Genomic DNA, 25,337 nt, shown 5'->3' with positions numbered 1-25,337 from the left:
CGGCATGGTACTCCGCCAAATGACTTGTGCGGTCCTAACAAAATGCTGGCTTGACGCATGATTGCTCAGCCACGTGACAAAGCAGGACAGGCACATGAAACACGTACGTCAATCGGAACGCACATCCCGCCCCGAACAGCCTGTGGAAGTGCAGATGCCGACTGATGCTCAAATCGACCAGGGGCGTGGAGCCTTCCGCAACGCGGTCAATGCCAGCCCTCCGCTTGCCACGGGCACGGCCCCGCCATTTTCGGAAGCCTCCGTTGTCCGGCCATCGCACGGTCACGACGCAGATGTCGCAAGTCTGAAGCAACCGTTTGAGAAGGCTTTCCGGGCGAATCCCCGGCATCCTGCGACAAACATCGACTTGCCATTCAACGCCGAAGAGATGTCCAGTGCCGTCGTACTCGACGCGATCCCGTTACCCGTCTTCTTCAAAAACAGAGATGGGATACACCTTGGTTGCAACAGGGCCTTCGAAAGCTTCTCCGGCCGCTCAAAGGGAGATATTATCGGAAAAACCGTTTTCGATTTGGTGCCCGCACCCATAGCCGAGACGTATGCCGCGTTGGACGAGGCGCTTTTTGCAAATGGCGGTGTTCAGCAATATGAAGCAAAGGCCACCACCGAGAATGGTGGTGTCGTTGATCTTTTACTCAGCAAGACCGCAATCACTGATATCGCTGGTAACAGGATCGGCTTGGTTGGCGCGATGTTGGACATCACAGAGCGAAAACGTGCGGAGCATGATCTCAAAGAGGCTCTTGAATTCGCAGAGGGAATTATTGCCGCCATTCCTGACGTTCTGTTCGAGGTAAATGCCGACGGTCGCTACCTGCAGGTCTGGGCAAGGAATCAGGAGATCCTGGCGCAGCGAAAAGAAGTGCTGCTCGGCAAGCTTGTCCGCGATGTGCTCCCTCCAGATCAGGCCGACATCGCTATGCTGGCTCTTGAAGAAGCCGATGAAACCGGCGCCTCCTACGGTCGTTGTGTCCGTATAGCCCTACCAAACGGCGAATCCCGTTGGTTTGAACTGTCGGTCGCAAGGCGACCAAGCAGCAATCACTCAACCGTCACTTTTCTGGTGTTATCTCGCGATATTACCGAACGAAAGCACGCCGAGGGCACGACTATTGAAGCTCGGGCTCGCCTCCTAAGTGTCCTGCAGACCATTCCGGATATGGTATGGCTGAAAGACGTAACAGGCAAATATCTGTTGTGCAATCATGCCTTCGAAGAATTGGTCGGCAAGGCAGAAGCGGAAATCGTCGGGAAAACGGATTATGACCTGTTTACTCCCGAACTCGCCCAGTTTTTTCGTGACAAGGATGAGGAGGCCATGCAAGCCGGCCGTATTCTCATCAATGAGGAACGGTTTACCGCTCACGAGGACGGTCGATCAACGCTTTTGGAGACTCGTAAGGTTCCGGTATTCACGGGGGGAAAGCTGATGGGGATCCTCGGCGTCGCCCGCGATATCACCGAACTGGACACGTCCCGTAAGAAAATCCATCAGATGGCATTCTACGATTCTCTGACCGGCCTGCCTAACCGGACACTTTTCAATGAACGGCTACGCGAGATGATCGGGGACGCGGCTTCGGCGGGCCAGCGAGCCGGGGTGATGCTGATCGACATGGACCATTTCAAAGCGATCAATGACACTATGGGACATCCCGTCGGTGACGAGTTGCTGCGGCAGGTGGCGACACGCATGAAAAAAGGCGTCCGTGCCAGCGACACCGTGGCGAGACTCGGTGGAGATGAATTTGCAGTCTTGCTGCCCAATGTTCAGGACAATGACGATTTGGCTCAAATTGCCAGCAGAATGCTTGCCGCATTCGGCGAACGCTTCATGCTTTCCGACAGGGAGATCTTTGTATCCTGCAGCATCGGGATATCGGTATTTCCAAATGACGGCGACGCTCCCGACGATTTGGTGAAATATGCGGATTCTGCGATGTATTTGGCGAAGCGCTCGGGGCGTAGCAACTTCCGCTTCTACTCAAAGGATCTCACGATTGGGGCTGAAAAGCGCCTAGCGCTAGAATCAGACCTACGCCTAGCTTTGAAACATGAGCAACTTGAACTCCATTATCAGCCAAAGGTCCTATTGGACAACGGAAAGGTGATCGGTTCAGAAGCACTGCTACGATGGCATCATCCGAAGATGGGAATGATCCCTCCGGGAGAATTCATAGGTGTCGCCGAGGAAACGGGATTGATCATCGATCTTGGACGATGGGTGCTGCATGAGGCGTGTTGCACGGCTGCCGTCATGAATGCAGATGGACTGCCCCCGCACAAGATTGCGATAAATTTGTCTCCTAAGCAGTTTCAATGCCCGCGTTTGTCGCAAACGGTGGCGGACGTATTGCAGGAAACCGGTTGTCGTGCGGAGTGGATCGAGGTTGAAATAACTGAGAGTCTCCTGCTCCATAACTGCGAGGGCGTTTCGACGACACTCTCTCAATTGCATGCGAGCGGAATTTCCATAGCGATCGATGATTTCGGCACCGGCTACTCATCTCTGAGCTATTTGGCTAACTTTCCCATTGATACCCTCAAAATTGACCGGTCATTCATCAATCGATCCGACAAGCGAAGTAGAGAACTGGTCAAGGCAATTCTCTCAATTGCGCGCTGCCTAGGGCAAAATGTAGTCGCTGAGGGCGTGGAGACGGTCGATCAAGAAAAATTCTTGGCTGAAAGCGGCTGCGCTGTGGCACAGGGGTTCTACTATAGCAAGCCCATCCCGAAGTCCGAACTTCTCGCTGCAAACGCAGTGCTCGAGTTCTCTCGCGGTGATTCCCATCTTACGCCGATGCCCGCAGAGGAAGGGGTGGCACTCATGCGCTTGCCTCCCGCATCTGTTGGGACCCGAACCGCGTGAAGCCTACGGCTAACAGCGCGCAGGATCCACGCCACCTGCGGCGCTGTTTATACCGCACTCATCCAACGGAAGCCCAAACTACTCTGGGCGATTGGATAAAACGCGGACCAATAGGAACTACTTAAAACTTCAGGTGCTTTGATGTTCCGAAATATGCAGGCCCTGTACCGAATTGCGCGACGAAACATACGTTGACGTGTTTTCGCTTTCGATTGCCATTGCAAAGACTTGCCCAGTACAATCTACTATTCTGCGTCAATATCGTCAAAAGCATAACCGTGCAAAAGCTCATCCCATTTCCCCATCCGAATAGAAGTTCTGCGGATTTGAAAAGTTCAACTGCGAATTCGAATGGCTCCGGACATTTCGACATCATCCAATCGCTGAAATCGGAACTTCACGATTTGGCTAGTGCCGTAAATCAGTTGGAGGCGCTATGTGAGTCATACCGATCCCAAGCTGATACGTGCTCGCAACCTGACTGAACGACTGAGCGTCCGCGCTTGTCATCGTATTCCCTATGACCCTCTCTGGGCGTGGCGGCCAGTGGTTCGTTGAATCTTGCCAAACGTTCCCGGATCCCACCACTTCCCGAACACGGGAGCTTCAATTCGATCAACTCGAAACTTTCGGCCATTTGAACGGGTGGCGGAAAAAAACGCCAGCGATTGCGCCGTGATTTCGTAATGGTTCTGCCTATTTGCTGAAGGCGGTCGGCCGATTGGAATGCTCCATCAGACCTCAACTTACCGGCAGCAAGGACTGCAGGTTCGATAGCTTCTTTTCGTGGATGAGGATATACGGATCCTCGAACTCTACCCGCATCTTGTCCTGGTTGGCGACGAAGTAGGGGCTGAGGTACGGGTCGAATGCATGCGCGCGAAGACTACGAGTTTGGTCTCGGCGGTCTTGGCTTCCTCGACGAAATGGCACTCTCGTTGCTAACCTTCTCCATTGCGTCGACGAGGAACGGCCGCGCAAGGTCGATGCCACGCTTCGGGTCCATCGATTCATCCCGGACGCTCCCGCCTTGCGTAATAGACTGGATTTTTCATTTCTGCCTGGGTTTCAAACCTGTCTCGCCGTGGTGTTGCTGCATCCCGTCCTGCCCCGGCTTTTGGTCCTGCCAGGCTCGCGCTGCCCGCAACGGCTTTGCCGTCCTTCACTTCGTTGCGGCCCTGCGGGTGCTGGCCGCACTTGCAGCCTGGCTTTTGGACCGCCGTAGCAGGTCGCGATGGCCGCGACCTCGAACGGAGGTTCAGAGATGAACAGGCAGCAATCCAATCAACGATCCGATATCTACAGCCGCATCACCACCAAGATCATCGCCGATCTCAAACAGGGCGTCCGTCCATGGACCAAGCCATGGACGACGGGAGGCTGGACAGCCGAGGTCAGCCGGCCACTGCGCCACAATGGCCAACCCTACACCGGCATCAATGCTCTGCTCCTCTGGTCTGAAGCCATCGCCCGCGGCTTTGCATCACCAAGGTGGATGACGTTTCGCCAGGCAATCGAGCTCGGCGGCGCCGTCCGCAGGGGCGAAACCGGCACGACCGTCGTCTTCGCCAGCTCTTTCATCCGCGCCGAGACGACGGAGACAGGCGCCGAAATCGAACGCGACATCCCCTTCCTCAAAACCTACACCGTGTTCAACACCGACCAGATCACCGGCCTTGATGGCCTTGCCCATTCCATCGCGCCTGACCAGGATTGGATGAGCCGCATCGGTGCTGCCGGCCGCTTCTTTGCCAATACCGGCGCCCTGATCCGCCATGGAGGATCGGCGGCCTATTATGCTGCTGCCCGTGACTACATCCAGATGCCGTGCTTCGACGCCTTCCGGGACGATGCATCCTATGTCGCCGTTCTCAGTCACGAGATGACGCACTGGACCGCTGCACCGCGAAGGCTCGATCGGGATCTCAGCCGCTATGCGAAAGACAGGAGCGAACGCGCCCGCGAAGAGCTCATTGCCGAACTCGGCAGCTGCTTTCTCTGCGCCGATCTTGGTATCGTCCCCGAGCTCGAACCACGCCCCGACCATGCAAGCTATCTCGATGACTGGCTCAAGGTTCTCGGCAGCGACAAGCGTGCCATCTTTTCAGCGGCAGCTCATGCCCAGCGCGCGGTCGACTATCTGCATGACTTGCAGCCGGACCTCAACGAGGAGGAGGCGGCGTGAGCCGTCTCCTTCTTAGCCACCCGGACGCCGCCCACTGCCGCGACCCGACGGCCGCAAGCTCCTATCCCGCGAACCGGCGTCTAAAATCGTCAGGCATTGACCTCGCGCAGCTAGTGGGGCGTGTTCACCGGCATATTGAAGTGACGCGCGAAGTATTCCGACGGCGTCGTCATGCGGCCCGTGGTGAGAACCAGCGCATCCCCTCGACCGTCGATGCTGAAAATCACGCGACTGTGCAGGCTTGCAACCTCCTCCGGCAGATCCTCCCTTAGCATCGCGATGGCGGAAGCCATCGTCCGCCGAGGGCGAACGAGAACGATGTCCCGCGCGAACGAGTCGTCGTGCGTAGCATCGAGAGAAGCGTTGATGACAGCGGGTCGTCGGATGATCTATTTGGAACTAGCAAAAAATATTGCTTTGATAAATTTGCGCTGACAGCTTTGGCCGCGGCCTCAACACGAGCGGGTGCCTGCAGCCGCTGGCGCGCATTGGAAAGATGGAGGCGGACGGTTTGAATGGATAAGTTTCAGTCTCCTATGGATAGCACCGTCACTATCGCCGTCGGATAAAAGCTGCAAACAACGTCTTTCCTGTTTCGTCAGATCCTGCCTGGGATTAGCGATCTCTCCGTCCAAACGCGTTGGACCCGTTCATGAAATCTGTTTTCGCTTGGCGCGTAATGCCGGATAGACACTGGAGAGCCAACCATCGGCGCCCTCACCGGTAGGTCATGTTCCAGCCGAGTTCGCCGGTGCGCAACGCGCTCCATATGCTGAGCGGCGACGGAGATAGGGAACGCACGGGCGGGGGCAGTCGGTCCCGCCTCCCTTGACGGCCGCTATGCTGAGGCTCCTGCGGCTGCCCTTGTTCCGCCCTTAGCGTGGCGAGAATTCCCGAAATCCGCCTCACGGCGCCGCTATGCTGATTTCTCCGATACTCTTCATTGTTTGATTGCAACCCGCCTGCGGACGGGTTGCCTGATCGTCCCTGATGACTACCGGCAGCCATGCGATCGAGCTGGCGGATGATTCGCTATCTCGCCTCACTGAAAGTCGAAAATAAGTCAGTTTAATCCCGCGTCCTGGCTGGCGCGGAAAGAGCTCAGCTTGCTCAGGAGGTCTCGCGAGATCTCGAATTGCCGCGCCGTTCCCCGGCCCATGGAGTTCTTCCCCATCGTCTCCGCGAGCATTCCCCGCTTTACTAGAAGATCGACCGTTTCCTTCACGCCGCTTCGCGTCAGCTCGGTAATCTCAATGATATTCGAGAGGGTTAGCTTCTGGTGGGCCTGGGTCATTGTGTAGAGGATCGTCATCATGCCGATCTGCTTCAGCCTTGCCTGCGGGGTTTCGTCCTCCAGCGGATGGTCGAGGATTTCATGGAGAATGAGTCCTGAGAAGGCAAGGTTGTGCCATTGCGTTTTAATCGCGCTTGTCATGTCATTTAACTATGTTATATACGATAGTATGAATGCGGGCAGGCAGCTTGGGTCTCCCGAAACGCAATAGGGCGCCGTCGTCTCGAAGGATCCTGTTCATGAAAAGCCTTCTCCTGAATTCACTGCTTGCGGTCTGCTTCGTTGCGCCACCCTATCTTATTTTCGGCAGTAAAGCGCGGGCCGAAGAATGGGGATGCCAAGTTATCCTATGCCTTTCCAATCCCGGCGGACCGACGCAATATGGCGAATGCCGGCCACCGATCCAAAAGCTGTGGCGGGAACTTGCCGAGGGCCATTCGTTCCCGACCTGCAGCGGCGTCGGTTTTCAGAGCTCGCGGCCGGGCTATGAGCCCTATTACTGCGATGCCGGATATCGTCTGACGAGCAACTATGGTCCGCGCGGGCAGAAAACGACCTGCGTGTCGACGTCGCCGCAGCCGGTGAGCAACAGCCTCTGCTCAAATGGCGACAACGACTACACCCAGAATAATTCGGTTCCGTCTCCACATTGGCAGCGCGTGGATGGGCGCCGCCAATGCATGGGCTATCCGATAACGCACCCGAACGTGCGATCTCAGCCGCACTATGTCGATGTCACCATTGATGGCGCGGGCACGCAGAGGGTCTGGTATTGATCGATGGCCGGTTCTTTCGTCGATATCGCGCAAACTTGCGCGCCGATGGTGCAGGTCGAGACGCTGGCAGGCATCGTCAGCCTCGAGAGCCGGTTTCAGCCTTTCGTCATTCGCATCAACAGCGGCCCGCCGCTGGTCGCTCAACCCTTATCGAAGGCGGAAGCGATCGAGGTCGCGACGTCTCTGATTGCCGACCACCAGGATATTCAGATCGGCCTTGGCGGTATCGGCATCGAGCAGCTTCAGAAACTGAAACTATCCGTCGCGGACGCCTTCGATCCCTGCCTGAACCTCAAGGCGACAGCCACGCTTCTCGACGGATATTATCGCGTCGCTTTGGGCGCGGGGGACGATCCAGCTCATGCTGAGAGGGTGATGCTCCAGTCCTACTACGGCCGCGATAATCCATCTGTCGGCGCCATGGTCAAATACGACGAGCAGGTGCGCCAGGAAATGAATCGGCTATCGACGAGGCTTGCCTCGCTCACCATTGGCGAAGCCGATGACCACGCCGGGTCTGGCGGGCAGCCGCAGGAAGAGGCGGCGCCAGCACTTCCGGAACAGCCCTCCCAAATCGCCCAAACCGCCGAGGCCGCATCCTGGGACGTGTTCAACTCCCGCCGGCAATCCTCGGTTCTCGTTTTCCAGAATGATCGATCGGAGCAAAGTGAATGATTTCCAAAGCCCGTCTTCGCCCCTTTGTCGCATCCACGCTCATGGCGGCTGCCATCATCGTCTGCCTGAGCGAGCCGGCCTTCGCCCAGGCCGCCGGTATCGAAACCGTGCTGCAAAACATCGTCGACATGCTGACCGGCAATATCGCCCGTCTGCTGGCGGTGATCGCCGTCATCATCATCTGCATCGCCTGGATGTTCGGATACATGGATTTGAGGCGCGCCGGCTTCTGGATCATCGGGATCGGTGGCATTTTCGGCGCCACCGAACTGGTCAACACCATCGTCGGGAGCTGAGCGCCATGGCGAGCACTCCGAGCCTCGAAGAAGACATCCTGTTCCTCGCCTGCACCCGCCCGGCGATGATCGCCGGCGTGACCATGGAGGCGATGGGCGTCAATATCATGCTGACGACCATCCTTTACATCACCGCAGGATCGATCGCCTATGCGCTGGTCGGGATCGTCTTCCATGTCCTGTTTCGCGCCCTCGTCAAGCACGACCACAACATGTTTCGGATCCTGATCGCCTGGATCGAAACCCGCGGCCGCTCCCGCAACGCCGCCTATTGGGGCGGCGCCACGCTCTCGCCTCTGATGCTCACCCGGCGTTACGACGAAAGGGATCTGAGCCTTGGCTAACATTGCGACGCTGCGGTCCCGCGAACTCGGGCCGGAGACCTTTATCCCCTATGTTAGGCATGTCGACGATACGACCATTGCGCTCGAATCCCGAGCGTTGATGACGATGATCGCTCTCGACGGCGTTTCCTTCGAAACATCAGACATCAGGGACCTCAACGGCCTGCACCGCAGTCTGAACACGCTCTACCGCAATATCGCCGATGAGCGGCTGGCGCTCTGGACGCATGTGGTGCGCCGCCGTGACAACGCCTATCCCGAGGGACGCTTCGCCAATCCCTTTTCCGACGGCCTCAATACCAAATACCGCGAGCGGATGGCGCGCGAGGATCTGTTTCGTAACGATCTCTACCTCACCCTCGTCTGGCACTCCGGCCGGGATCCTGCCGAAAGGGCAGTCAATCTTCTCTCCCGGCTGCGCATAGCGCGCCGATCCGGCATCGAACTCGACGAACAGGCCCTGAAACATCTGCGCGATCGTGTGGCGGATGTCGTCGCCGGCCTGCAGCGCTTCGAGCCGCGCCTGCTCACCCTGCACGAACAAGACGGCATCCTGTTCTCCGAGCCGAGCGAAGTGCTCCACCAGATCGTCGGCGGCCGGCGGGAACCGATCCCGTTGACGGACGGACGAATTTCCTCGGCGATCTATTCCGACCGGGTCATTTTCGGGCGCGAGACCATCGAAATCCGTCACGAAGCCGACAGCCGCTATGCCGGCATGTTCGGCTTCAAGGAATATCCGGCGACGACGCGCAGCGGCATGCTCGACGCTATCCTGACCGCACCTTTCGAGCTCATCCTGACGCAGTCCTTCGCCTTCACCTCCAAGGCCGATGCCCGAACGATCATGGGCCGCAAGCAGAACCAGATGGTCAGCGCCGGCGACAAGGCAGCCTCGCAGATCGAGGGACTTGGCGAGGCGATGGACGATCTCGAATCCAATCGCTTCGTTCTCGGGGAGCATCACCTTGCGCTTGCCGTCTTCGCGCCCTCGGTCAAGGAACTGACCGATCACATGGCGAAGGCGCGCGCCTACCTCACCAGCGGCGGCGCGGTCGTCGCCCGCGAGGATCTTGGGCTCGAAGCTGCCTGGTGGGCGCAACTGCCGGGCAATTTCCGCTACCGGGCGCGCTCAGGGGCAATCACGTCGCGCAACTTCGCAGCCCTTGCTCCCTATCATTCCTATCCCGCAGGTCAGAAGGACGGCAACGAGTGGGGAGCGGCGGTCGCCATGCTCAAGACCGCATCCGGCTCACCCTTCTATTTCAATTTCCATCACGGCGACCTCGGCAACACCTTCGTCTGCGGCCCGTCTGGCGCCGGCAAGACCGTGCTCTTGAACTTCATGTTGTCGCAGCTCGAAAAGCATGATCCGCATATGGTCTTCTTCGACAAGGACCGCGGCGCCGATCTCTTCGTACGTGCCGCCGGCGGCACCTATCTGCCGCTCAGGAACGGTGTCGCGACCGGCTGCGCGCCGTTGAAAGCACTGGAATTCACTGCGGAAAACAAAGTATTCCTGAGCGGTTGGATCGCCAAGCTGGTGCGACCCGCATCCGGCGAACTATCGATCACCGAGTTGCGCGACATCGCCTCGGCGGTCGACGGGGTGGCGGACCTGCCGGTGGAGCGTCGCTCCATCGGCGCCCTGCGCGCCTTTCTCAACAATACCGATCTCGAAGGCATTGCCGCACGTCTTCGACGATGGGAGAGGGGAGGGCCGCTAGGCTGGGTCTTCGACAACGAAGCTGACGAGATCGGCATCGGCGCCAGGTTCATCGGCTACGACATGACCGATTTCCTCGATAACGAGGAGATCCGCACGCCGTTGATGGCCTACCTGTTCTTTCGCATCGAGCAGCTGATCGACGGGCGCCGCATCATCATCGTTATCGACGAGTTCTGGAAGGCGCTGCAGGACGAAGGCTTTCGCGATCTCGCCCAGAACAAGCTCAAGACCATTCGCAAGCAGAACGGGCTGATGCTGTTTGCGACCCAGAGCCCGCGCGACGCCATCGTCTCGCCGATCGCCCACACGATCATCGAGCAGTGCCCGACACAGATCTTCCTGCCGAACCCGCGCGGCGACCGGTCCGACTATATCGACGGTTTCAAGCTGACGGAGCGCGAGTTCGAGCTCGTCTCGCGCGAGCTCTCCGTCGAGAGCCGCCGCTTCATCGTCAAGCAGGGGCACAACAGCGTCGTCGCCGAACTGAACCTCAACGGTTTCGATGACGAGCTCGCCATCCTCTCCGGCCGGACGGCCAATGTGGAACTGGCCGATGCGATCCGATCGGAGATCGGCGAGGGACCGGAGGACTGGCTTGCCGTGTTTCACAAGAGAAGGAAGACAGCATGATCCACACAGGAACTATGCGGCCCTTGTTTGTATCGGCCGCTCTTTTGGCGTCGGCGGTGCTGGCCCCTGCCCAAGGCATCCCCGTCATCGATCAGACATCGATCGCCAAGCAGATCGAGAGCATCACGCAGCTGAAGTCCCAGCTCGATACGTTGAACCAGCAGCTCCAGCAGGCCCAGCAGCTCTACGGATCGCTGAACAAGATCACCAACATGGCTGATGTCGCCAACCTTCTGAACGATCCTTCGATCCGCAAGGCGCTTCCGCAGGATTTCAACGCGATCGAGGGGCTGTTCAAAGGGTCTGGCAGCGGCGCCTTCGGCAGCTCCGCCTCGAAATTCCTTCAGGACAATGCCACCTATCGCAGCGATGCCAATGATTTTTATGCGCAGGAGCTTTCGCGCATCCAGAACCAGAACGCCGGGCAGATGAGCCTCGGCCAGCAGATCTACGATGCCGCGACCAAACGCATCGATGGTATCGACGAGCTTCGCCAGAAGATCTCAAGCGCTGCCGACGCCAAGGATATTGCCGACCTGCAGGCCCGCCTCCAGGCCGAAACCGCTTTCCTGCAAACCGACGTTCTCCGTATGCAGGGCCTGCAGATGGTTCAGCAGGCTCAGGTGCAGGTCGACGATCAGCGCAAGGCCGAGGACTGGCGCAAGCGCATGGACACGATGGGGGCGGCGCTCAAATGAGGTGCTTTCTTTCTGTCGTCGCTGTGCTTTTCTTGTCGGCCTGCTCCCCACAGACGGACAAGATCTACACCGTCGATGAACTCGTGGCCGACGATGCGCTGCTCGCCAGGACTATCGGCGAATGCCGCAACAATCCCGGCGAACTCCGCGATACACTCAATTGCCGCAACGCTGAGGCCGCCGACGGCAAGCTGCGGCTGGAGCGGATGCGCAAGTCGCTCGGAGGCTGAGCGATGTATCAGGTCTTCAGCTTCGTCGACGGGCAGTTCAAGACACCGCTGGAAAACTTCATTTCCTCGGGCACCTCGAATATCGCCAGCTGGGTCAGCGGCCCGCTGACGGCAGCGCTCACGCTCTATGTTGTGCTCTACGGCTATCTCGTTCTGCGCGGCTCCGTGCAGGAACCGATCCTCGAATTCGCCTTCCGGGCGATGAAGCTCGCCATCATCGTCATGCTGGTGAGGAACGCCGGCGACTATCAGACCTACGTCACCAATATCTTCTTCGACGCGCTACCAAAGGAGATTTCGCAGGCGCTAAACTCCGGCACGGCGCCGAGCGCGTCGACCTTCGACAGTCTGCTCGATAAGGGCCAGAAATGCGCCAAAGAGATATGGTCGCGGGGTTCGTGGCCTATCGATATCGTCACCGGCGTGGGCGGCCTGCTGGTTATCGGCGCAAGTTTTCTTGTCGCGGCGATCGGTTATATAGTTTCGCTCTATGCCCGGCTGGCGCTTGCCATCGTGCTGGCAATAGGTCCGATCTTCATCGCGCTCGCCATGTTCCAGTCGACCCGCCGATTCACGGAATCCTGGATCGGCCAACTCGCCAACTTCGTCATCCTGCAGGTGCTGGTGGTGGCGATCGGCTCGCTGCTGATCACCTGCATCGACACGACGTTTACGGCGATCGAAAGCTATAGTGACGTGCTTATGCGGCCGATCGCGCTCTGCGCCATTTGCGTTGCCGCACTCTACGTCTTCTACCAACTGCCCGGCATCGCTTCAGCTCTCGCGGCGGGCGGGGCGTCGCTCACCTACGGCTACGGCGCCGCCCGCGATGCGCATGAAAGCACGCTCGCCTGGGCGACATCCCACACAGTCAGAGCGGTCGGCCGAGGCGCGCGTTCCGTTGGCCGCCGCCTGACTCCAGGCCGGACCGAATGACGGCCACCAACGCTTCAGACAATTGAACAGGTTTTTTTGGGATGCTCCGTATCGTTTTATCGTTTTTGCTGACCGCCGGTCTCGTAGGCTGCGGTTCGATTTCCCACCCGTTGCCCAAATGTGATGGTTATTCCCGCCGGCCGCTGAACCGCGCCATGTGGCAATGGCAGGACAGTGGAGGCGAGCAGCCGGCGACCCGGGCCGTTCCCGCTGAGCCGACCAGTCACGCCGCCGCCTATGTGCCGGAACCATCTTCAGCCACACCGGCCGCTTTCGCGCATTTCGATGTCGCGGGCTCCTACCGTCCATGCGAGGGCGAATGACATGGTGACCACGAATAACCTCAAAAGTTACTTCGACAAAGCCCGCCGGTTCGATCAGGACCGGATGATCCAGGTCGAGCGTTCCGCCCGCATCGCTTGGTTCGTCGCTGCTTGCGCCGGCACGCTTGCTGCCGTTTCCGTCTTTGCCGTTGCCGGCCTCACTCCTTTGAAAACCGTCGAGCCTTTCGTCGTGCGGGTCGATAATTCCACAGGCATCGTTGACGTAGTCTCGGCGCTGACGTCGGCCGCCGGCACCTACGACGAGGCCGTCACCAAATATTTCGCGGCCAAATATGTCCGCGCCCGCGAGGGCTACGTCTGGAGCGAGGGCGAGGAGAATTTCCGCACCGTCGCCTTGCTGTCGACGCAGCCGGAACAGACTCGATTTGCCGCAGTCTACCGCGGCAGCAATCCCGATTCCCCGCAGAACATTTATGGCCGCAGCGCCACGTCGCGGATCAACATTGTTTCCATCTCGCTGATCAACGCCAATGTGGCATCCGTCCGCTATATGAGGACCGTGACCCGCGGTGACGAGGTGCGCACCACGCACTGGGTTACGACCCTGACCTTCTCCTATGCCAACGCTCCGATGTCCTCGACCGACCGGCTGACCAATCCGCTCGGCTTCGTCGTCAGCGAATATCGCGCCGATCCGGAGGCCATCAATTGAGACTGCACTTTCTCCTTCCGCTCATTCTGACCACCGGGTTTTCGTCTGCAGCGCTCGCCCTCGAGACGCCGCGCGGCGCCGCGCAGGACAACCGCATCCGTTTCGTCGACTACCAGCCCTATAACATCACCAAAGTCGTCGGCACGCTGCGGTCTTCGGTGCAAATCGAATTCGCCGCCGACGAGGAAATCGCTCATGTGGCGCTTGGCAACAGCGTTGCTTGGGAAGTGGCGCCGGCCGGCAACATCCTGTTCCTGAAGCCCAGGGAAAATCAGCCGGTGACGAATATCTCGGTCGTGACGACACGACGGGACGGCTCGACCCGCAGCTACCAGATGGAACTCACTGTCCGCGACGGAAGCGTTGAAGCCGGTCAGAACACCTTTTTCTATGTGAAATATCGCTATCCCGCTGATGAAGCGGAGCGGCACCGCCAGGAAGCAGCTGCGCGCGCGCAGGCGGCGCAGGCCGGTGAGGCCGATCGCGTGCTTGCCCTTCACGAAGCCTATGGACCGCGCAACTGGCGTTATTCGGCGCAAGGATCCCAAGCGCTCGAACCGCAAGCGGTCTATGACAACGGCAAGGTCACGACCTTCGCCTTCGCCGGCAACCAGGAAATGCCGGCGATCTATATGGAAAATTCCGACGGCAGCGAAAGCCTGGTCTCGAAGTCGGTCGACGGCAATCTCGTCCTTGTTCACGCGATCAGCCGCAAGTTCATCCTGCGCCGGGGCGGCGACGTGCTTTGCGTCTTCAACGAAGCCTACGATCGCGTCGGCATCAATTCCGAGACCAACACGACGTCACCGTCGGTCGAGCGCGTCGTCAAAGTGCCGCCCGGCGCGGCGCAATAGGAGGTGACATGGCCGAGGAAGAGATTGCCCAGATTCCGGGCGAGCGGGCCGAGACGGCGGCCGGTGGCCGGCTCGACAATAACCCCACCCTCAAACGCGGCACTGTCGCGTTGGCGATCGTCGTCTTTGTCGCCTTCGCTCTCTGGTCGATGCGAGGGCAGGACAAACCGTCAGACGGTGCCCAGCCGGAGCGCGTTGTCATCCGGCAGACATCGGATTTCGAACCGGCGAAGGAGCCACAGCCGGTGGCGACACCGCCGCAATTTCAGCTCCCGACGCCTGTCGCCGCCGAGCAGGCGCCGACCGAGGATGACAAGCTGCTCGACGCTGCCCGCCGTGCGCCGGTCATCGCCTATGGCGGCGAGAAATCGCCGGCCACGCGGCGGCAGGATCAGGGCGAGGCGTCGGATCAGGCCTCGAATTACGTGCCGCTCGGCGCCAATCCCGGCGGCTTCGCCTCGCAGGGTGAAAACGAAGACCAGCGCTTCAACCGCTTGCTGACGCCGACGCAGTTGCAGGGATCGCGCGCCGGCACGTTGGGCAACCGCGATTTCATTGTCGCAATGGGGACATCCATTCCTTGCGTTCTCGAGACCGCGCTCTCCTCCGATCAGCCAGGGTTCACGAGCTGCGTCATCAACCGGGACGTTCTCTCAGATAATGGCCGTGTGGTGCTGATGGAAAAAGGCACGCAGATCGTCGGAGAATATCGCGGCGGTCTTCGCCGTGGCCAAAAGCGCCTGTTCGTTCTCTGGAACCGGGCGAAGACGCCGAAAGGCGTGATCATCACTTTGGCTTCGCCGGCGACCGATGCGCTTGGCCGGGCCGGCATCGATGGTTATGTGGACACCCATTGGTGGGAGCGGTTCGGCAGCGCAATGCTCCTGTCGATCGTCGGTGATGCCAGTTCCTATGCCAGCAGCCGGCTGCAGGACAGCGACGTCGAAGCGCAAAATACCACCAGCGCCGGTCAGCAGGCCGCGGCGATCGCCGTCGAGCAGTCGATCAACATTCCGCCGACGCTCATGAAACATCAGGGCGAGTTGGTTTCGATCTTCGTCGCACGCGACCTCGACTTCTCAAGCGTTTATCGGCTTCGCGTGACCGAGCCCCGCAATCGCGTCTACGACCGTGCTGTCCTTGGGGATTTCAGCCCCTCCTCGAAGCTCGTGACAAAATAGGTTCGGCAATGACTGAAGCTGCCGACTCCGGCGTCGTGCGCGAACTGCTTTCGCCACTATCACGCTTCCTACGCGACAAGACGCTCTATGAGGTCGTCGTCAACCTGCCGGGACAGGTCGTCACGGAGGGTAGGGACGGATGGCAGACCTATGAGATGCCCGAACTTTCGTTCGACCGGCTGATGCGTCTCGCTCGCGCCGTCGCGAGCTTCTCCGATCAATCGATCGACGAGACGCGGCCGATCCTGTCGGCGACCCTGCCGGATGATGAGCGGATCCAGATCGTCATCCCGCCGGCAACGACGAAGGGAACCGTCAGCATCACCATCCGCAAGCCGTCCTCCGTGTCGCTGACCCTTGAGGATCTCGATCATGGAGGATTGTTCGCCGACGTTTTGCGGGTCGACGGCGACGCGAGCCGATCGGACCAAAGGCTGTTGGAATACTATCGCATTGGCGCCTACAAAGCGTTTCTCCGGGAGGCGGTGTTTGCAAGAAAGAACATCATCATCTCCGGCGCCACCGGGTCGGGAAAAACAACTCTATCGAAAGCGCTGATCCGCCACATTCCGCAAAGCGAGCGGATTATTTCGATCGAAGACACTCCCGAGCTGGTGGTCCCGCAGCCCAACCATGTTCGGCTCCTTTACTCCAAAGGCGGGCAGGGGCTCGCCAAGGTCGGCGCGAAGGACCTGCTCGAATCCTGCCTGCGCATGCGGCCCGACCGCATTTTGCTGCAGGAGCTGCGGGACGGGACGGCATTCTACTACATCCGCAATGTCAACTCCGGCCATCCTGGCTCCATCACCACGGTCCATGCCGACTCGGCCCGCCTCGCCTTTGAGCAGCTGACTTTGCTGGTCAAGGAGTCGGAGGGTGGTGGGGACCTCGAACGGCACGACATCCGCGAGATGTTGACGATCGCGGTCGACATCATCATCCAATGCAAGCGGATCGACGGCCGGTTTCGGGTGAGCGAGATCTACTATCGAGACGCCGCGACTGACCTCGGCCGCTCTTCGTCGGATCGAGCTTAACGGGTTGCGTCCGGGCCTCAAACAATTCTGTCGGTCTCGACCGTCAGTCCAATTGTGCGGCCTTCTCACGCAGGACCACTGAAAACGCGCGGAGCCCCTGATGGTCCAGTGCATCAATGAATTCGTGAACCGCCGGCACCGTCTTCCGTAAATTCAACCGGCCGCGCCTGATGCTGTCGATCAATGCGCTCGAAAACGTGGAATGGAGGCCCACGAGGAAATTGTCTGGCGACACGCAGGCCACCCCATGAGGCCGAAGGTCCGCGGCTGGGAAATCCTTGAGATTCCACGTGACAATCAGAGAAGCCTTTCCGGCGATGGCTGCAGCTAAAACATGACGATCATCCGGATCCGGTAGCGAGAGGTCGGGGATGAGAATTCGGTGGTTGCCGACATCGGCATCGGGCAAAACTTCCTTGATCCGATCACGGGTCGCTTTCAGACGGGCGAAGGGTATATCGGGTGAGCCGATGGCCAGATTGCGAATCCACTCGGCGTGGATGTCGTCGGTCCAGCGTGCGTCGACGAGACCGTCGAAAGCACACTGGACCAAGACATTACGCAAATGGAAAGGGTAGAGGACGCAGGCATCATAGACCGCGACAGGCGGCTTAGAGGCCATGATTGACGATCAGATCCTCTGTGTCCTCGGCCAGCGCGTCGAGGCTTTTCTGGCGAGCATCGAGCTTGTCCTTGAGCGCGAGAACATCCTTCAACTTGGCTCGGCGGTGCTTGCCGACATAGCGGAAGGGCAGATCGCCGCGATCCATGCGCAGCACCACGAGAGGACGTGAGATGCCGAGGATGGTGGAGGCGTCGGTCGGGCTCAATTCCTGATCTTCCGTGAGCACGGCAACACGCTTGCCGCGCAACAGATGATCGAGGAGTGCTTCGACAGGTGCGAGAGCCGAGGCTGGGAGAGAAAGGGTTTGAAGTTGTCCACCTTCACGGCGAATCCGTAGTTCCAGTTGGTCGCCCTCCGCCAGATTTGGCATAGGCGCGACGGCCTTGCGGTCGCGATCCGACAATTTGGTAAATTGAAGAACATGGCTGGTCATGGCGAACACCTCTGACCATGTATATAGGGCAAGTCGCTTATAACTGCAATAACTGAAATATGCTCCGCTTTCCATCTCCGATTTCTGGGTGCCATAGGAGCGCGCGGCGAACAAGCTCGACCCGCCAACTTGAAGCGTGGGTTACCCGCCAACCGCAAGCGCTCCGCTTTCGATGTGGTCATGCAATGCAAAGGGGGCCGCCTCACCAACTATGCAGAAAAATAGGGCCGCTGGAAAACCAGGGCCCTTTAAGGTGTGAAGGTCAATAACCTCCAGAGGGGAACAGCTGATACGATGGCACTGGGAGGAAAACCATCGATTGCATCAACTGGAGGCAATATGCTCATATTTTGACCGCTTGGTAAACATTTTTTGTGCAGTGCAGCTATGCAGAAATGGCAGAGAGTTCTCTGGGCCGATTTGACCGGGATATAGCTTCACGCAGTCGAGATCGCCCGCTCGATGGCTTCCTTTTAGGGCGTCTACGTCGCTGACCAAGGAGGCTGGTGTGGATTATGGCAGCCGCGGCATTTCGCCGTCGGCTACACGCCAGATCCACGGCGTCATCTCGGCTCTCGCGGCGATCATCTCATTCAATGCAACGTCGTAGTCTTCGTCGGCCTTCGTCGGAACGATGAACATGGCGATCGGCGCTGGCCTTGCCTCCGGTAAGGTCACGGAGGCAATCGGCTGGTCGCGCGAAAGATCGAACCGGAGTCCTTTCACGCTCCTTCGCTTCAGGCTGGAGAGCCGCTCCAGGAGACGCTGTTCATGGATGGTTTCGAACGGGATCCAGTTCTCGTTGACCACCATCAGCGCCACTTCCTCGACCGAAGCTATCCCCGCTCCCGAAATGCCGAACGTGGCGATGACGATGAGATGAAACCCCTCGTTGGATCGCCACAGTTCCAGTTCGGTTTCATATCGGGCATTCAACCGTTTCCACGCCCCCTCATCGAGCATGAAGGGGAAAGGCAGGTGGCGCACCAGCATCTTCTGGCCATCGCGCGCTGAGGAAAATTCCTTTACCTCTCCGACGGTCATCATCAGTTTCCGCGGACCGGGACCGGTTAACTGGGCGCCGGCCAACATAGCCGCACGCCGCGCTGAAATCCCCTCTTTGTCGTCCTGATGAAACACTTCCGGGACAAACAAGATATCGCTGAGAGGGCCGCCGCGGACGATCATCTGCTTTGCCGCGTTCACCAGACTGCTGCGCACGCGCCCCCAGCCGCGTTTCCCGGCCCATAGCGAGGTCCATTCCGTCAGCTCCCCCATGTCCCAGAGATAATGGAGCATCGCCCTGAGCGAGAGCTTCTTGGGCTCGCTTCGCACAGTCTCCGACGGCTCCGAAGGCGATGTCGACGTCGATCGGCCCCCTCGTTTCGACAGCGAAAAATTGAGTTTCAGCGTTGCCGCACCGGTCGCCGCGTCGATTTGGATGGCGTTGCCGATCAACGGCCCGAGGCCGGATAGCTCATACGGCGGGTCGTAAGACGAGCAGCCGGGATCATGCTGCCGGCCTGAGAGCGGCATGCGTTTGATCAGGAATTGGCCATCCATCCGGGCAATGTACATCGGCACCGGCGGTTGCCGACACGGGCAAAGTGGCCTGAGCTTCTGTTCGTAAGCGCGTTCGAGCTGCGGCAGAAACTCTGGAGAACTGTCGTCGAACGCCTGGTTGCCGATCAAAAACTGTCGCACGTCGTTCCTCCCTTGCCTGGCCAAAGGCTGATCGAGCCGTAAAAGGAAGGCGTAGCATGAGCTTCGCGGACTTTACTAGCGCAAAATAGTTAGTATGTAAATGTTACGGCCGCTGGGGCCGATTTCAACGCCAAGGCAGGAAAGAAGATACGTGCATTCCAGCCTCCAAAAATTAAAATTAACGATCATGATAATTAGAAGTCAACGGTGCGTTGATTAGAAGTCAGCCGGTCAAAATGTAGAGGCTGCGCCAGCATGAAGTGAGTTCTAATCGCGTGCTACCCAGCCCTTCGAGCCGGCCGGCACTGAACCGCCGATCACCTTGCCGCCTTCCGACTGCCCGATGGCTGCCGGCGTCTCTACATCGCAGCTGACGCCGATGCGGCCGGCCGGCACGTATCGAGGGATTGAGCTACCGCGCCCAGGCGCTGGGGATCCTGCCGCTAGTGCTTGCCCCGGAGTTCGGCGACTTCAACGAGGATCTGCGCCGGCTCAGTCCGGAACGGCTCATCGCTAATCTCAGGGCGCAGCTCGTTCTGAAACGCTCTGGCCTTTCTGCCCGCATGATCGAGCCGGACGGGGAAGGTGAGGGCGTGAGGGCCTACAGGATGGCAGGTCTCTGCCGGTCGCCGCACGGGTAGGCGCCCGCCCGCGGGCCTGCCGAGAGGCGACCCTTACCATGCGGCGGGCGGGCCTTCAGCGGGTCGCTCAGGTTTCTTCCCCTGGCTTGGGCCGCGTGCGGCCCGCCATTCCTGGCACAGCAAGAAACCTCCCTTCCGCCGCCCGGCGCTTCGCCGCGGCGTCAGGCGCCGCGGTTCCGGCCCGTCTGCCGCGTGGACAGGGATCGCCGTCAGGCCGCGAGAGGCGCGGCCCAAATCCGACGGAGACCATCTGAACCTAAGTCTTCCCATCGACGACGCCTTCGAGCCCCGCCCCGCCTCGTCCCCAACCGACCGTTTCATCTACGAGATGCAGATCTACGGCCATCGCCCCTTCCAGGATGAACCGGACCCGCGTCCGCTGCCGGAGGAGCCGGTCGTCCAGTCGGCGCTGACCGCCATGTTCGATGCTCTATTCGAAATGCTCGGCGATACCCGCCTGGAGCCCGATCTCGAAGACCTCCTGTGGTCGACGGTCAATCTCTTCCACCGCGCCGGCGAGCGCATCCAGCGGGAGCTTCAGCGTAATGAGGATAGCCAACGCAACGGTCAGCGCGAGCAGGACGGCTCGGAGGTCAAGAGTGTCGAGTTGGAGCGCCTCGTTGCCGAAGGCATCACGCTGCTTGAGCGCCGCAATGCCTTCGAGTTCATGCGCGCCTATGCGGGCGACCACTTCGAAGCCAATGCGGCTCGGCATGGCGGCCGCGGACGGGCTCCAAGGTCAGCCACGCCAACATGACCGCGGCGATGATCGACTCCAGAGACTTTCCATCCGCCCGCCGGCGCGCCGAGACCGAAGTGCTGATCCCGGCAGGCACCAAGATCGCCTTCGGCGGCGGCATCGACTACAATGATCACGAACGAATCTGGGCGAAACTCGATCAAGCCCTCGCCAAATATCCCGACATGGTGCTGCTGCACGGCGGCTCGCCGAAGGGCGCCGAACGTATCGCTGCCTGCTGGGCAGAAGCGCGCAAGGTGATACAGATCGCCTTCAAACCGAATGGACGAAGCACGCCAAGGCCGCACCGTTCCGCCGCAATGACGACATGCTCTCGGTCATGCCGGCTGGCGTCGTCATCTTCCCCGGCTCCGGCATTACCGGCAATCTTGCCGACAAGGCCCGCCGACTTGGCATCTCCGTTTTGGCAAGCGGCGGGAGATGGCGCGTAAGCGCCATCTGTCCATACGGCTGAAGGAGATGCTTGCATTTCGCAAAAATTGTGTACACATTTGCCGCTGAAACGGAGCTTCGCCATGACCCAATCTCGGCAGCAGATACCATCTCCCCGCCGTGTCGGCGTGCGGGAATTTCGCGGCAACCTGACGTCTTTCCTCAAGCAGGTCGAAGACGGCCAGCGGTTCGTCCTGACGTCGCATCACAAGGTTGTCGCCGAAATCGGCCCGCCGTCAGCCGGCGTCGTCATGCGGAAACCAGGCGCGTTGCGCGGAAAGATCAAAGTTGCCGATGACTTCGATGGTCTGCCGGCGGATGTTCTGAAGTCCATGGAAGACGGGACGTGAGGCTGCTGCTCGATACACATGCCTTGCTGTGGTGGCTGAACGACGACGAGAAGCTAGGGAACCATGCGCGTCGCCTTATTGGCGATCCCGAGAATGATGTCCTCGTCAGTGCTGTCTCCCTTTGGGAAATCACTGTGAAGCTGCGCATCGGCAAACTTGATGCCGATATCGAAGAGATTGTTGCGATTTTGCCGGATCAAGGTTTCGACCGGCTGGATATCTCGGACGCGCATCTTATCGCTCTCGCTGCTCTTCCACTTCATCACCGCGATCCTTTCGATCATCTGCTCATGGCGCAAGCCGTGGCGGAGGGAGCGTATTTGGTTTCGGACGATCAAAATGTCGCGCTTTATGGCATTCCGTTTGTGACTTGCTCCGATCCTGTTGCCTTGTGATCTCACCGAGCTTGGCTCCGCGGATGAAGCCGGCTCAGATCGTTCCGGTTGCGTGTTTGCCAATGGCGATGTACCTGGCGACCCATCGGCGGCTCAGGTGCTTGGGAGCGGGCACGTTTGGGGAAGATCACTCATTCGACGCCCGCGTGAACAGCTTCACCCGGGATTGGAGCACGGTGTGCAGACGGCAATGCGGTGCCGCGGCGACCTCGCCGATCAGCAGAAATGTTATCGAGGTGCTCACAGCCTGCCGCAGCCGGGAGCGGGCGAGGGTATTGTGTTGATCGACATGCGGGCGAAGCGTCCGTGGAGTGTGCGGCCAATATCCCCCAGTGCTTGGACCGGGAGGCCATGGTTTGTTGTCTCCTTCGATTGCCCCGAACCATTCCCGTTTTATATCGCTCGTATAGACGACCGCCTGCTTTGGCGGCCAACCCCTGAAGGGGTAAGACTCGCCCGAAATTTTTGCAAAATTCGATTTCGGTTCGTTTATCCTGGTGGAAAATAGAATTTTGCAAAATTTTCAGGCGAGCTGACCGCAGCAGGTCGGCCGTCTCTTCGTGCGCCATCGGGAATGGTCCCGAGCAACCGAAGGAGACAACAACCATGGCCACCACGATCGCAACGCTCACGCAGAAGACCGACGGCATCCTCGAAGGCGTCTTCGCCACGATCCGGGTCAACGCCCCGATCGCCATCGTCCCAAATGCCAGCAAGGCAAGCGAAGAAGCGCCCGACTACCGCGTCATTCACCGCAAGACGGGCTTCGAGATCGGCGCCGCCTGGAACCGCATCGCGCGGCAGACCGGCGAGGAATACCTCTCAGTGAAGCTTGAGGCTCCCGAGATCGGTGTGATCTTCGGCAATCTCGCACCGGCACCCGGCGGCGATCCTAGCAAGAAGGTGATCCTCTGGAACAGCCCGAACTGAAGAACAAAGCGAGCGGCCCCGAGCAATCGGGGCCGGCTTCGCCGTATCTCAGGTTTTGCGCGCAATAGCGGGATTGAAAGCGGGCATCGAGCCCGCCTTCAATCCTCCTGTCGTGCCACACGAGACCAAGGACCCTGTCTGCTCAGATACTTGAAGTCTGCCGTGAGGCTCGTGCCGCCTCAAGGACTTCGCGGCCCCTCCTATTTTCAGCCGGCGCCCTGAAGGGCACCGTCAGAAAATCGGTTCCTCCGCTCGCCGGCTCCGCCGGTCGCTGACGCGATCCTTGACCCGGCCCGATCCTCACGACCCCGGGCGTCATCTTTCACATTTCAGGAGACGACGACGATGACGATTGCACTCGAAATTCAGGTTGAGGAACTGCGGGCCGAGCTCAGAAACGCCGATCCGGCTGAGCGCCGCCAGATCGAAGCGGAGCTGGAGATCGCTCGGGCCGAACTGAGGGTAGCGATCGCCGAGCAGGAGGGCGCCATCGACGCCGCGCCACCCTTCTGAGGCGGCGTTTGCCTCCTCGCCTGGGCCGGCACGCCGGATCGACCGGCGCGTCGACCCGAAGCTGCGCTTCACGCCGATAATTACCGGCAAGGACCAGGAAGACTTCCGCGGACAGCCCGGACCATGGGTTCCCGTCCGACATTTGTGTTCGGCCTATAGCCGCGCGCCCGTTTTGATCGGAGAAGTTCGAGGAACATACGGACTGCATCCTCCTCTCTGTCGAAGTGATGCACCATGGCTTGTCCGATCGTTCCGATGCGTCCCCATCGCCGCGTCAGGCATGGTGTGCCGAACAACGTCGGTTCGATTGCGAGCGCGTAGAAGCGCGCCATGTTTTTCGTCGCGTCCCTGCGTTCGATGTAGAGCTGATAGGGTTGAGTGAGCATGACGGAGAGTCGCCTCTTCCAGCTTTTGCGTCTAACGACACTTATGAATCGGTCGGCCCACACCGATTCATTTTTGTGATGATCGTTGAAGCCGAAGATCATGGATTTGGGCGAGCCGGCCAATCGGCGGCCGGGTGCTATTCGCTCCGCTCACGGAGCCCGAACACCGTCTCCGCCTCCGGTCACGCCCCCTCTCGCGGAATGACGTGAGCGAATTGCCCAGCCGCAGGGCGGCGGTTCTATCCTCGACACCTCCTGCCGGCTCACGCCGGAAACGGTCGCGTCCCCTTCGGGTCCGCGGGTCTCTTCTCTCTCTGACGTCCAATTTTACTCCAGCAAATCCGGCGTCAAGGACGGCGCGTCTCCCCCAATTTTTCCGCTGCTGCGTTTCACTGCGCTCTGGAAAAATCGGTTCCCCCGCTTGCGAGCCGCGTCCCGCGGTCCTTGACCCCTCTTTGCAAGAGAGTGGCCGATCTCCGTCATCAACGAAGGAGATCACATTATGACAACCGATCAGAACCTCATACTCTACACCAAGTTTGCCGGCTTCCGGCTCGTCGTCCTGGCAAACCGCTTCGGCTGCGACAGCGATTTTTCGCGAGAGCTTCACGATCGCCTGGTTGAGGGGCTCGACGCGGCAATCGATCGGATCAGCGTCATCATGGAATTGGAACGAAGTGTTCTCATCGGGGAGGATGAATTCGCCGAATATCAGCTGGAGGGCGAGATCGAGATTTTCGGGCGCTTCACTATCAATCTGCTGGACGAACTCGAAATTGATTACGACACGCATGAATTCCGCGTCAACGGCGGCGATTGGATGAGCGCTTGGGCTGCCGACGACACTGGCGTCGATATCAACTATCCTGAGCTCGTTGCGCTGATTGCGGACGAACTCGGCTCGCTGGCGCCGATCATCAAGGATATCACGTTGGCAACTCGCATCCCGGTCTATGCGGGGCGCGTCGTTTGGTCATGGTGGTAGCAGCACCATCTCACATACTGAGAGGCGACAGACGAGGTTGCCTCTCAGTTGCCGATGGCCCTCAAGTGAGCCGAGGAAGGACGGCTGCGAAGTTTCACAACAATCGCAGTAATGTTGTAAATGCTGTAAATTCCAGCGATAGCAAGGAAGCCCAATGCCGAAGCCAAGCGGGACGTATTCAACCAGTGACCTCTCACGTAAATCCGGCGACATCATCGCCGAGGCGCTGCGTCATCCGGTGACGATCACCCAGCGGAACAAACCCCGGCTGGTTCTCCTCAATATCGAAGATTATCAGCAACTGATCAGGCAGGCAGACCGACGCACCGTCGGCACTATCGAAACGATGCCCGATGAGCTTTTTGCCGAACTCGAAAACGCCGTCGACGCCTATGCCGGCGAGGACGAGGTGGGCCGCTCATAAAACCA

At 59.4% G+C, this 25,337-nt stretch carries 27 protein-coding genes and 3 pseudogenes; 23 read left to right on the top strand and 7 right to left on the bottom strand.

The features are described from left to right. Positions 1–94 precede the first annotated feature (94 nt). Positions 95–2,893 carry a bifunctional diguanylate cyclase/phosphodiesterase gene (locus CO670_RS22535; protein WP_004671498.1) on the top strand — a complete coding sequence of 933 codons (2,799 nt, stop codon included), beginning with the start codon at positions 95–97 and terminating at the stop codon, positions 2,891–2,893. Between the two features lie 744 nt (positions 2,894–3,637). On the opposite strand, the pseudogene groEL reads toward CO670_RS22535, so the two are convergent. Beyond that, positions 3,638–3,863: pseudogene (gene groEL / locus CO670_RS33440) on the bottom strand (chaperonin GroEL); the annotation flags it as partial. Positions 3,864–4,157: 294 nt separating this feature from the next. Between groEL and CO670_RS22525 the strand changes: the two are divergent. Further along, positions 4,158–5,078 (top strand): zincin-like metallopeptidase domain-containing protein, encoded by a 921-nt coding sequence (locus CO670_RS22525; RefSeq protein ID WP_004673402.1) that lies wholly within the window; start codon positions 4,158–4,160, stop codon positions 5,076–5,078. Positions 5,079–5,188: 110 nt separating this feature from the next. Here the strand turns inward: CO670_RS22525 and CO670_RS22520 are convergent, their stop codons facing one another. Both CO670_RS22520 and CO670_RS22515 read right to left on the bottom strand, forming a co-directional pair. Next, the gene (locus CO670_RS22520; RefSeq protein ID WP_016737443.1) at positions 5,189–5,371 is read right to left on the bottom strand and encodes a hypothetical protein; all 183 of its coding nucleotides are present in this window, start codon (positions 5,369–5,371) and stop codon (positions 5,189–5,191) included. A gap of 770 nt (positions 5,372–6,141) precedes the next feature. Then, complete coding sequence (locus tag CO670_RS22515) at positions 6,142–6,513, bottom strand: MarR family transcriptional regulator (protein ID WP_097592270.1); 372 nt, start codon at positions 6,511–6,513, stop codon at positions 6,142–6,144. 98 nt (positions 6,514–6,611) lie between these two features. On the opposite strand from CO670_RS22515, the gene CO670_RS22510 reads away from it, so the two are divergent. From CO670_RS22510 to virB11, 13 genes are read left to right on the top strand one after another with little or no spacing between them, the layout of a single operon-like run. Beyond that, positions 6,612–7,148: a hypothetical protein gene (locus CO670_RS22510; protein WP_097592269.1), complete on the top strand. Its 537-nt coding sequence runs from the start codon at positions 6,612–6,614 to the stop codon at positions 7,146–7,148. A 3-nt stretch (positions 7,149–7,151) separates the two neighbouring features. Continuing rightward, a complete protein-coding gene (locus tag CO670_RS22505; RefSeq protein ID WP_097592268.1) occupies positions 7,152–7,823 on the top strand; it encodes a transglycosylase SLT domain-containing protein in 672 nt (223 codons plus the stop codon). Then, a complete protein-coding gene (locus tag CO670_RS22500; RefSeq protein WP_097592267.1) occupies positions 7,820–8,119 on the top strand; it encodes a TrbC/VirB2 family protein in 300 nt (99 codons plus the stop codon). Before CO670_RS22505 ends, CO670_RS22500 begins: the two co-directional genes overlap by 4 nt. A 5-nt stretch (positions 8,120–8,124) precedes the next feature. After that, entirely contained in the window at positions 8,125–8,463 is a 339-nt protein-coding gene (locus tag CO670_RS22495) for a type IV secretion system protein VirB3 (protein ID WP_097592266.1), read from the top strand. Further along, positions 8,456–10,822: a VirB4 family type IV secretion system protein gene (locus tag CO670_RS22490; protein WP_097592265.1), complete on the top strand. Its 2,367-nt coding sequence runs from the start codon at positions 8,456–8,458 to the stop codon at positions 10,820–10,822. The genes CO670_RS22495 and CO670_RS22490 overlap by 8 nt, the downstream gene beginning before the upstream one ends. Next, a complete protein-coding gene (gene virB5, locus CO670_RS22485; RefSeq protein WP_097592264.1) occupies positions 10,819–11,520 on the top strand; it encodes a P-type DNA transfer protein VirB5 in 702 nt (233 codons plus the stop codon). Before CO670_RS22490 ends, virB5 begins: the two co-directional genes overlap by 4 nt. Beyond that, positions 11,517–11,750: an EexN family lipoprotein gene (locus CO670_RS22480; protein WP_097592263.1), complete on the top strand. Its 234-nt coding sequence runs from the start codon at positions 11,517–11,519 to the stop codon at positions 11,748–11,750. Before virB5 ends, CO670_RS22480 begins: the two co-directional genes overlap by 4 nt. 3 nt (positions 11,751–11,753) lie before the next feature. After that, positions 11,754–12,686: a type IV secretion system protein gene (locus CO670_RS22475; protein ID WP_097592262.1), complete on the top strand. Its 933-nt coding sequence runs from the start codon at positions 11,754–11,756 to the stop codon at positions 12,684–12,686. A gap of 41 nt (positions 12,687–12,727) precedes the next feature. After that, entirely contained in the window at positions 12,728–13,009 is a 282-nt protein-coding gene (locus tag CO670_RS33435) for a hypothetical protein (RefSeq protein WP_081278376.1), read from the top strand. Between the two features lies 1 nt (position 13,010). After that, entirely contained in the window at positions 13,011–13,682 is a 672-nt protein-coding gene (locus CO670_RS22465) for a virB8 family protein (RefSeq protein WP_064820016.1), read from the top strand. After that, positions 13,679–14,536 (top strand): P-type conjugative transfer protein VirB9, encoded by an 858-nt coding sequence (gene virB9 / locus CO670_RS22460; protein WP_064820017.1) that lies wholly within the window; start codon positions 13,679–13,681, stop codon positions 14,534–14,536. The genes CO670_RS22465 and virB9 overlap by 4 nt, the downstream gene beginning before the upstream one ends. 8 nt (positions 14,537–14,544) lie before the next feature. Next, a complete protein-coding gene (gene virB10, locus CO670_RS22455) occupies positions 14,545–15,717 on the top strand; it encodes a type IV secretion system protein VirB10 (RefSeq protein WP_064820018.1) in 1,173 nt (390 codons plus the stop codon). Between the two features lie 8 nt (positions 15,718–15,725). After that, positions 15,726–16,754, top strand: a complete 1,029-nt coding sequence (virB11, locus tag CO670_RS22450) for a P-type DNA transfer ATPase VirB11 (RefSeq protein WP_097592261.1) — start codon at positions 15,726–15,728, stop codon at positions 16,752–16,754. Positions 16,755–16,797: 43 nt separating this feature from the next. On the opposite strand, the gene CO670_RS22445 is transcribed toward virB11, so the two are convergent. From CO670_RS22445 to CO670_RS22435, 3 genes are all read right to left on the bottom strand, one after another. Further along, positions 16,798–17,376, bottom strand: a complete 579-nt coding sequence (locus tag CO670_RS22445; RefSeq protein ID WP_097592260.1) for a PIN domain-containing protein — start codon at positions 17,374–17,376, stop codon at positions 16,798–16,800. Further along, the gene (locus tag CO670_RS22440; protein WP_225882822.1) at positions 17,366–17,812 is read right to left on the bottom strand and encodes a DNA-binding protein; all 447 of its coding nucleotides are present in this window, start codon (positions 17,810–17,812) and stop codon (positions 17,366–17,368) included. The genes CO670_RS22445 and CO670_RS22440 overlap by 11 nt, the downstream gene beginning before the upstream one ends. A 513-nt stretch (positions 17,813–18,325) precedes the next feature. Then, positions 18,326–19,516 (bottom strand): DUF1173 domain-containing protein, encoded by a 1,191-nt coding sequence (locus CO670_RS22435; protein ID WP_064820021.1) that lies wholly within the window; start codon positions 19,514–19,516, stop codon positions 18,326–18,328. 309 nt (positions 19,517–19,825) lie between these two features. On the opposite strand from CO670_RS22435, the pseudogene CO670_RS33430 reads away from it, so the two are divergent. The 6 genes and pseudogenes from CO670_RS33430 to CO670_RS33060 form a co-directional block, all read left to right on the top strand. Next, positions 19,826–20,083 (top strand): annotated as a pseudogene (locus CO670_RS33430) (toprim domain-containing protein); the annotation flags it as partial. Between the two features lie 324 nt (positions 20,084–20,407). After that, positions 20,408–21,348, top strand: a pseudogene (locus CO670_RS22430) (DUF2493 domain-containing protein). Positions 21,349–21,432: 84 nt separating this feature from the next. After that, a complete protein-coding gene (locus tag CO670_RS22425; RefSeq protein WP_004676093.1) occupies positions 21,433–21,699 on the top strand; it encodes a hypothetical protein in 267 nt (88 codons plus the stop codon). Continuing rightward, a complete protein-coding gene (locus CO670_RS22420) occupies positions 21,696–22,094 on the top strand; it encodes a type II toxin-antitoxin system VapC family toxin (protein WP_008536014.1) in 399 nt (132 codons plus the stop codon). The genes CO670_RS22425 and CO670_RS22420 overlap by 4 nt, the downstream gene beginning before the upstream one ends. 606 nt (positions 22,095–22,700) lie before the next feature. Then, positions 22,701–23,024 (top strand): DUF736 family protein, encoded by a 324-nt coding sequence (locus CO670_RS22410; RefSeq protein ID WP_004676095.1) that lies wholly within the window; start codon positions 22,701–22,703, stop codon positions 23,022–23,024. A 345-nt stretch (positions 23,025–23,369) separates the two neighbouring features. Further along, positions 23,370–23,537: a hypothetical protein gene (locus tag CO670_RS33060; protein ID WP_004676096.1), complete on the top strand. Its 168-nt coding sequence runs from the start codon at positions 23,370–23,372 to the stop codon at positions 23,535–23,537. A gap of 80 nt (positions 23,538–23,617) precedes the next feature. Here the strand turns inward: CO670_RS33060 and CO670_RS22405 are convergent, their stop codons facing one another. Continuing rightward, the gene (locus CO670_RS22405; RefSeq protein ID WP_004676097.1) at positions 23,618–23,923 is read right to left on the bottom strand and encodes a WGR domain-containing protein; all 306 of its coding nucleotides are present in this window, start codon (positions 23,921–23,923) and stop codon (positions 23,618–23,620) included. Positions 23,924–24,425: 502 nt separating this feature from the next. Here CO670_RS22405 and CO670_RS22395 point away from each other — a divergent pair. Then, positions 24,426–24,908, top strand: a complete 483-nt coding sequence (locus CO670_RS22395) for a hypothetical protein (protein ID WP_004676098.1) — start codon at positions 24,426–24,428, stop codon at positions 24,906–24,908. A 154-nt stretch (positions 24,909–25,062) separates the two neighbouring features. Then, complete coding sequence (locus CO670_RS22390; RefSeq protein WP_008536018.1) at positions 25,063–25,332, top strand: type II toxin-antitoxin system prevent-host-death family antitoxin; 270 nt, start codon at positions 25,063–25,065, stop codon at positions 25,330–25,332. Positions 25,333–25,337: the final 5 nt, after the last annotated feature.

This window comes from Rhizobium sp. J15 (assembly GCF_002531825.1).
Classification (GTDB): Bacteria; Pseudomonadota; Alphaproteobacteria; order Rhizobiales; family Rhizobiaceae; genus Rhizobium.
Note: the sequence above shows the minus strand (reverse complement) of the source record. Positions and strands in the feature narration are given on the sequence as shown.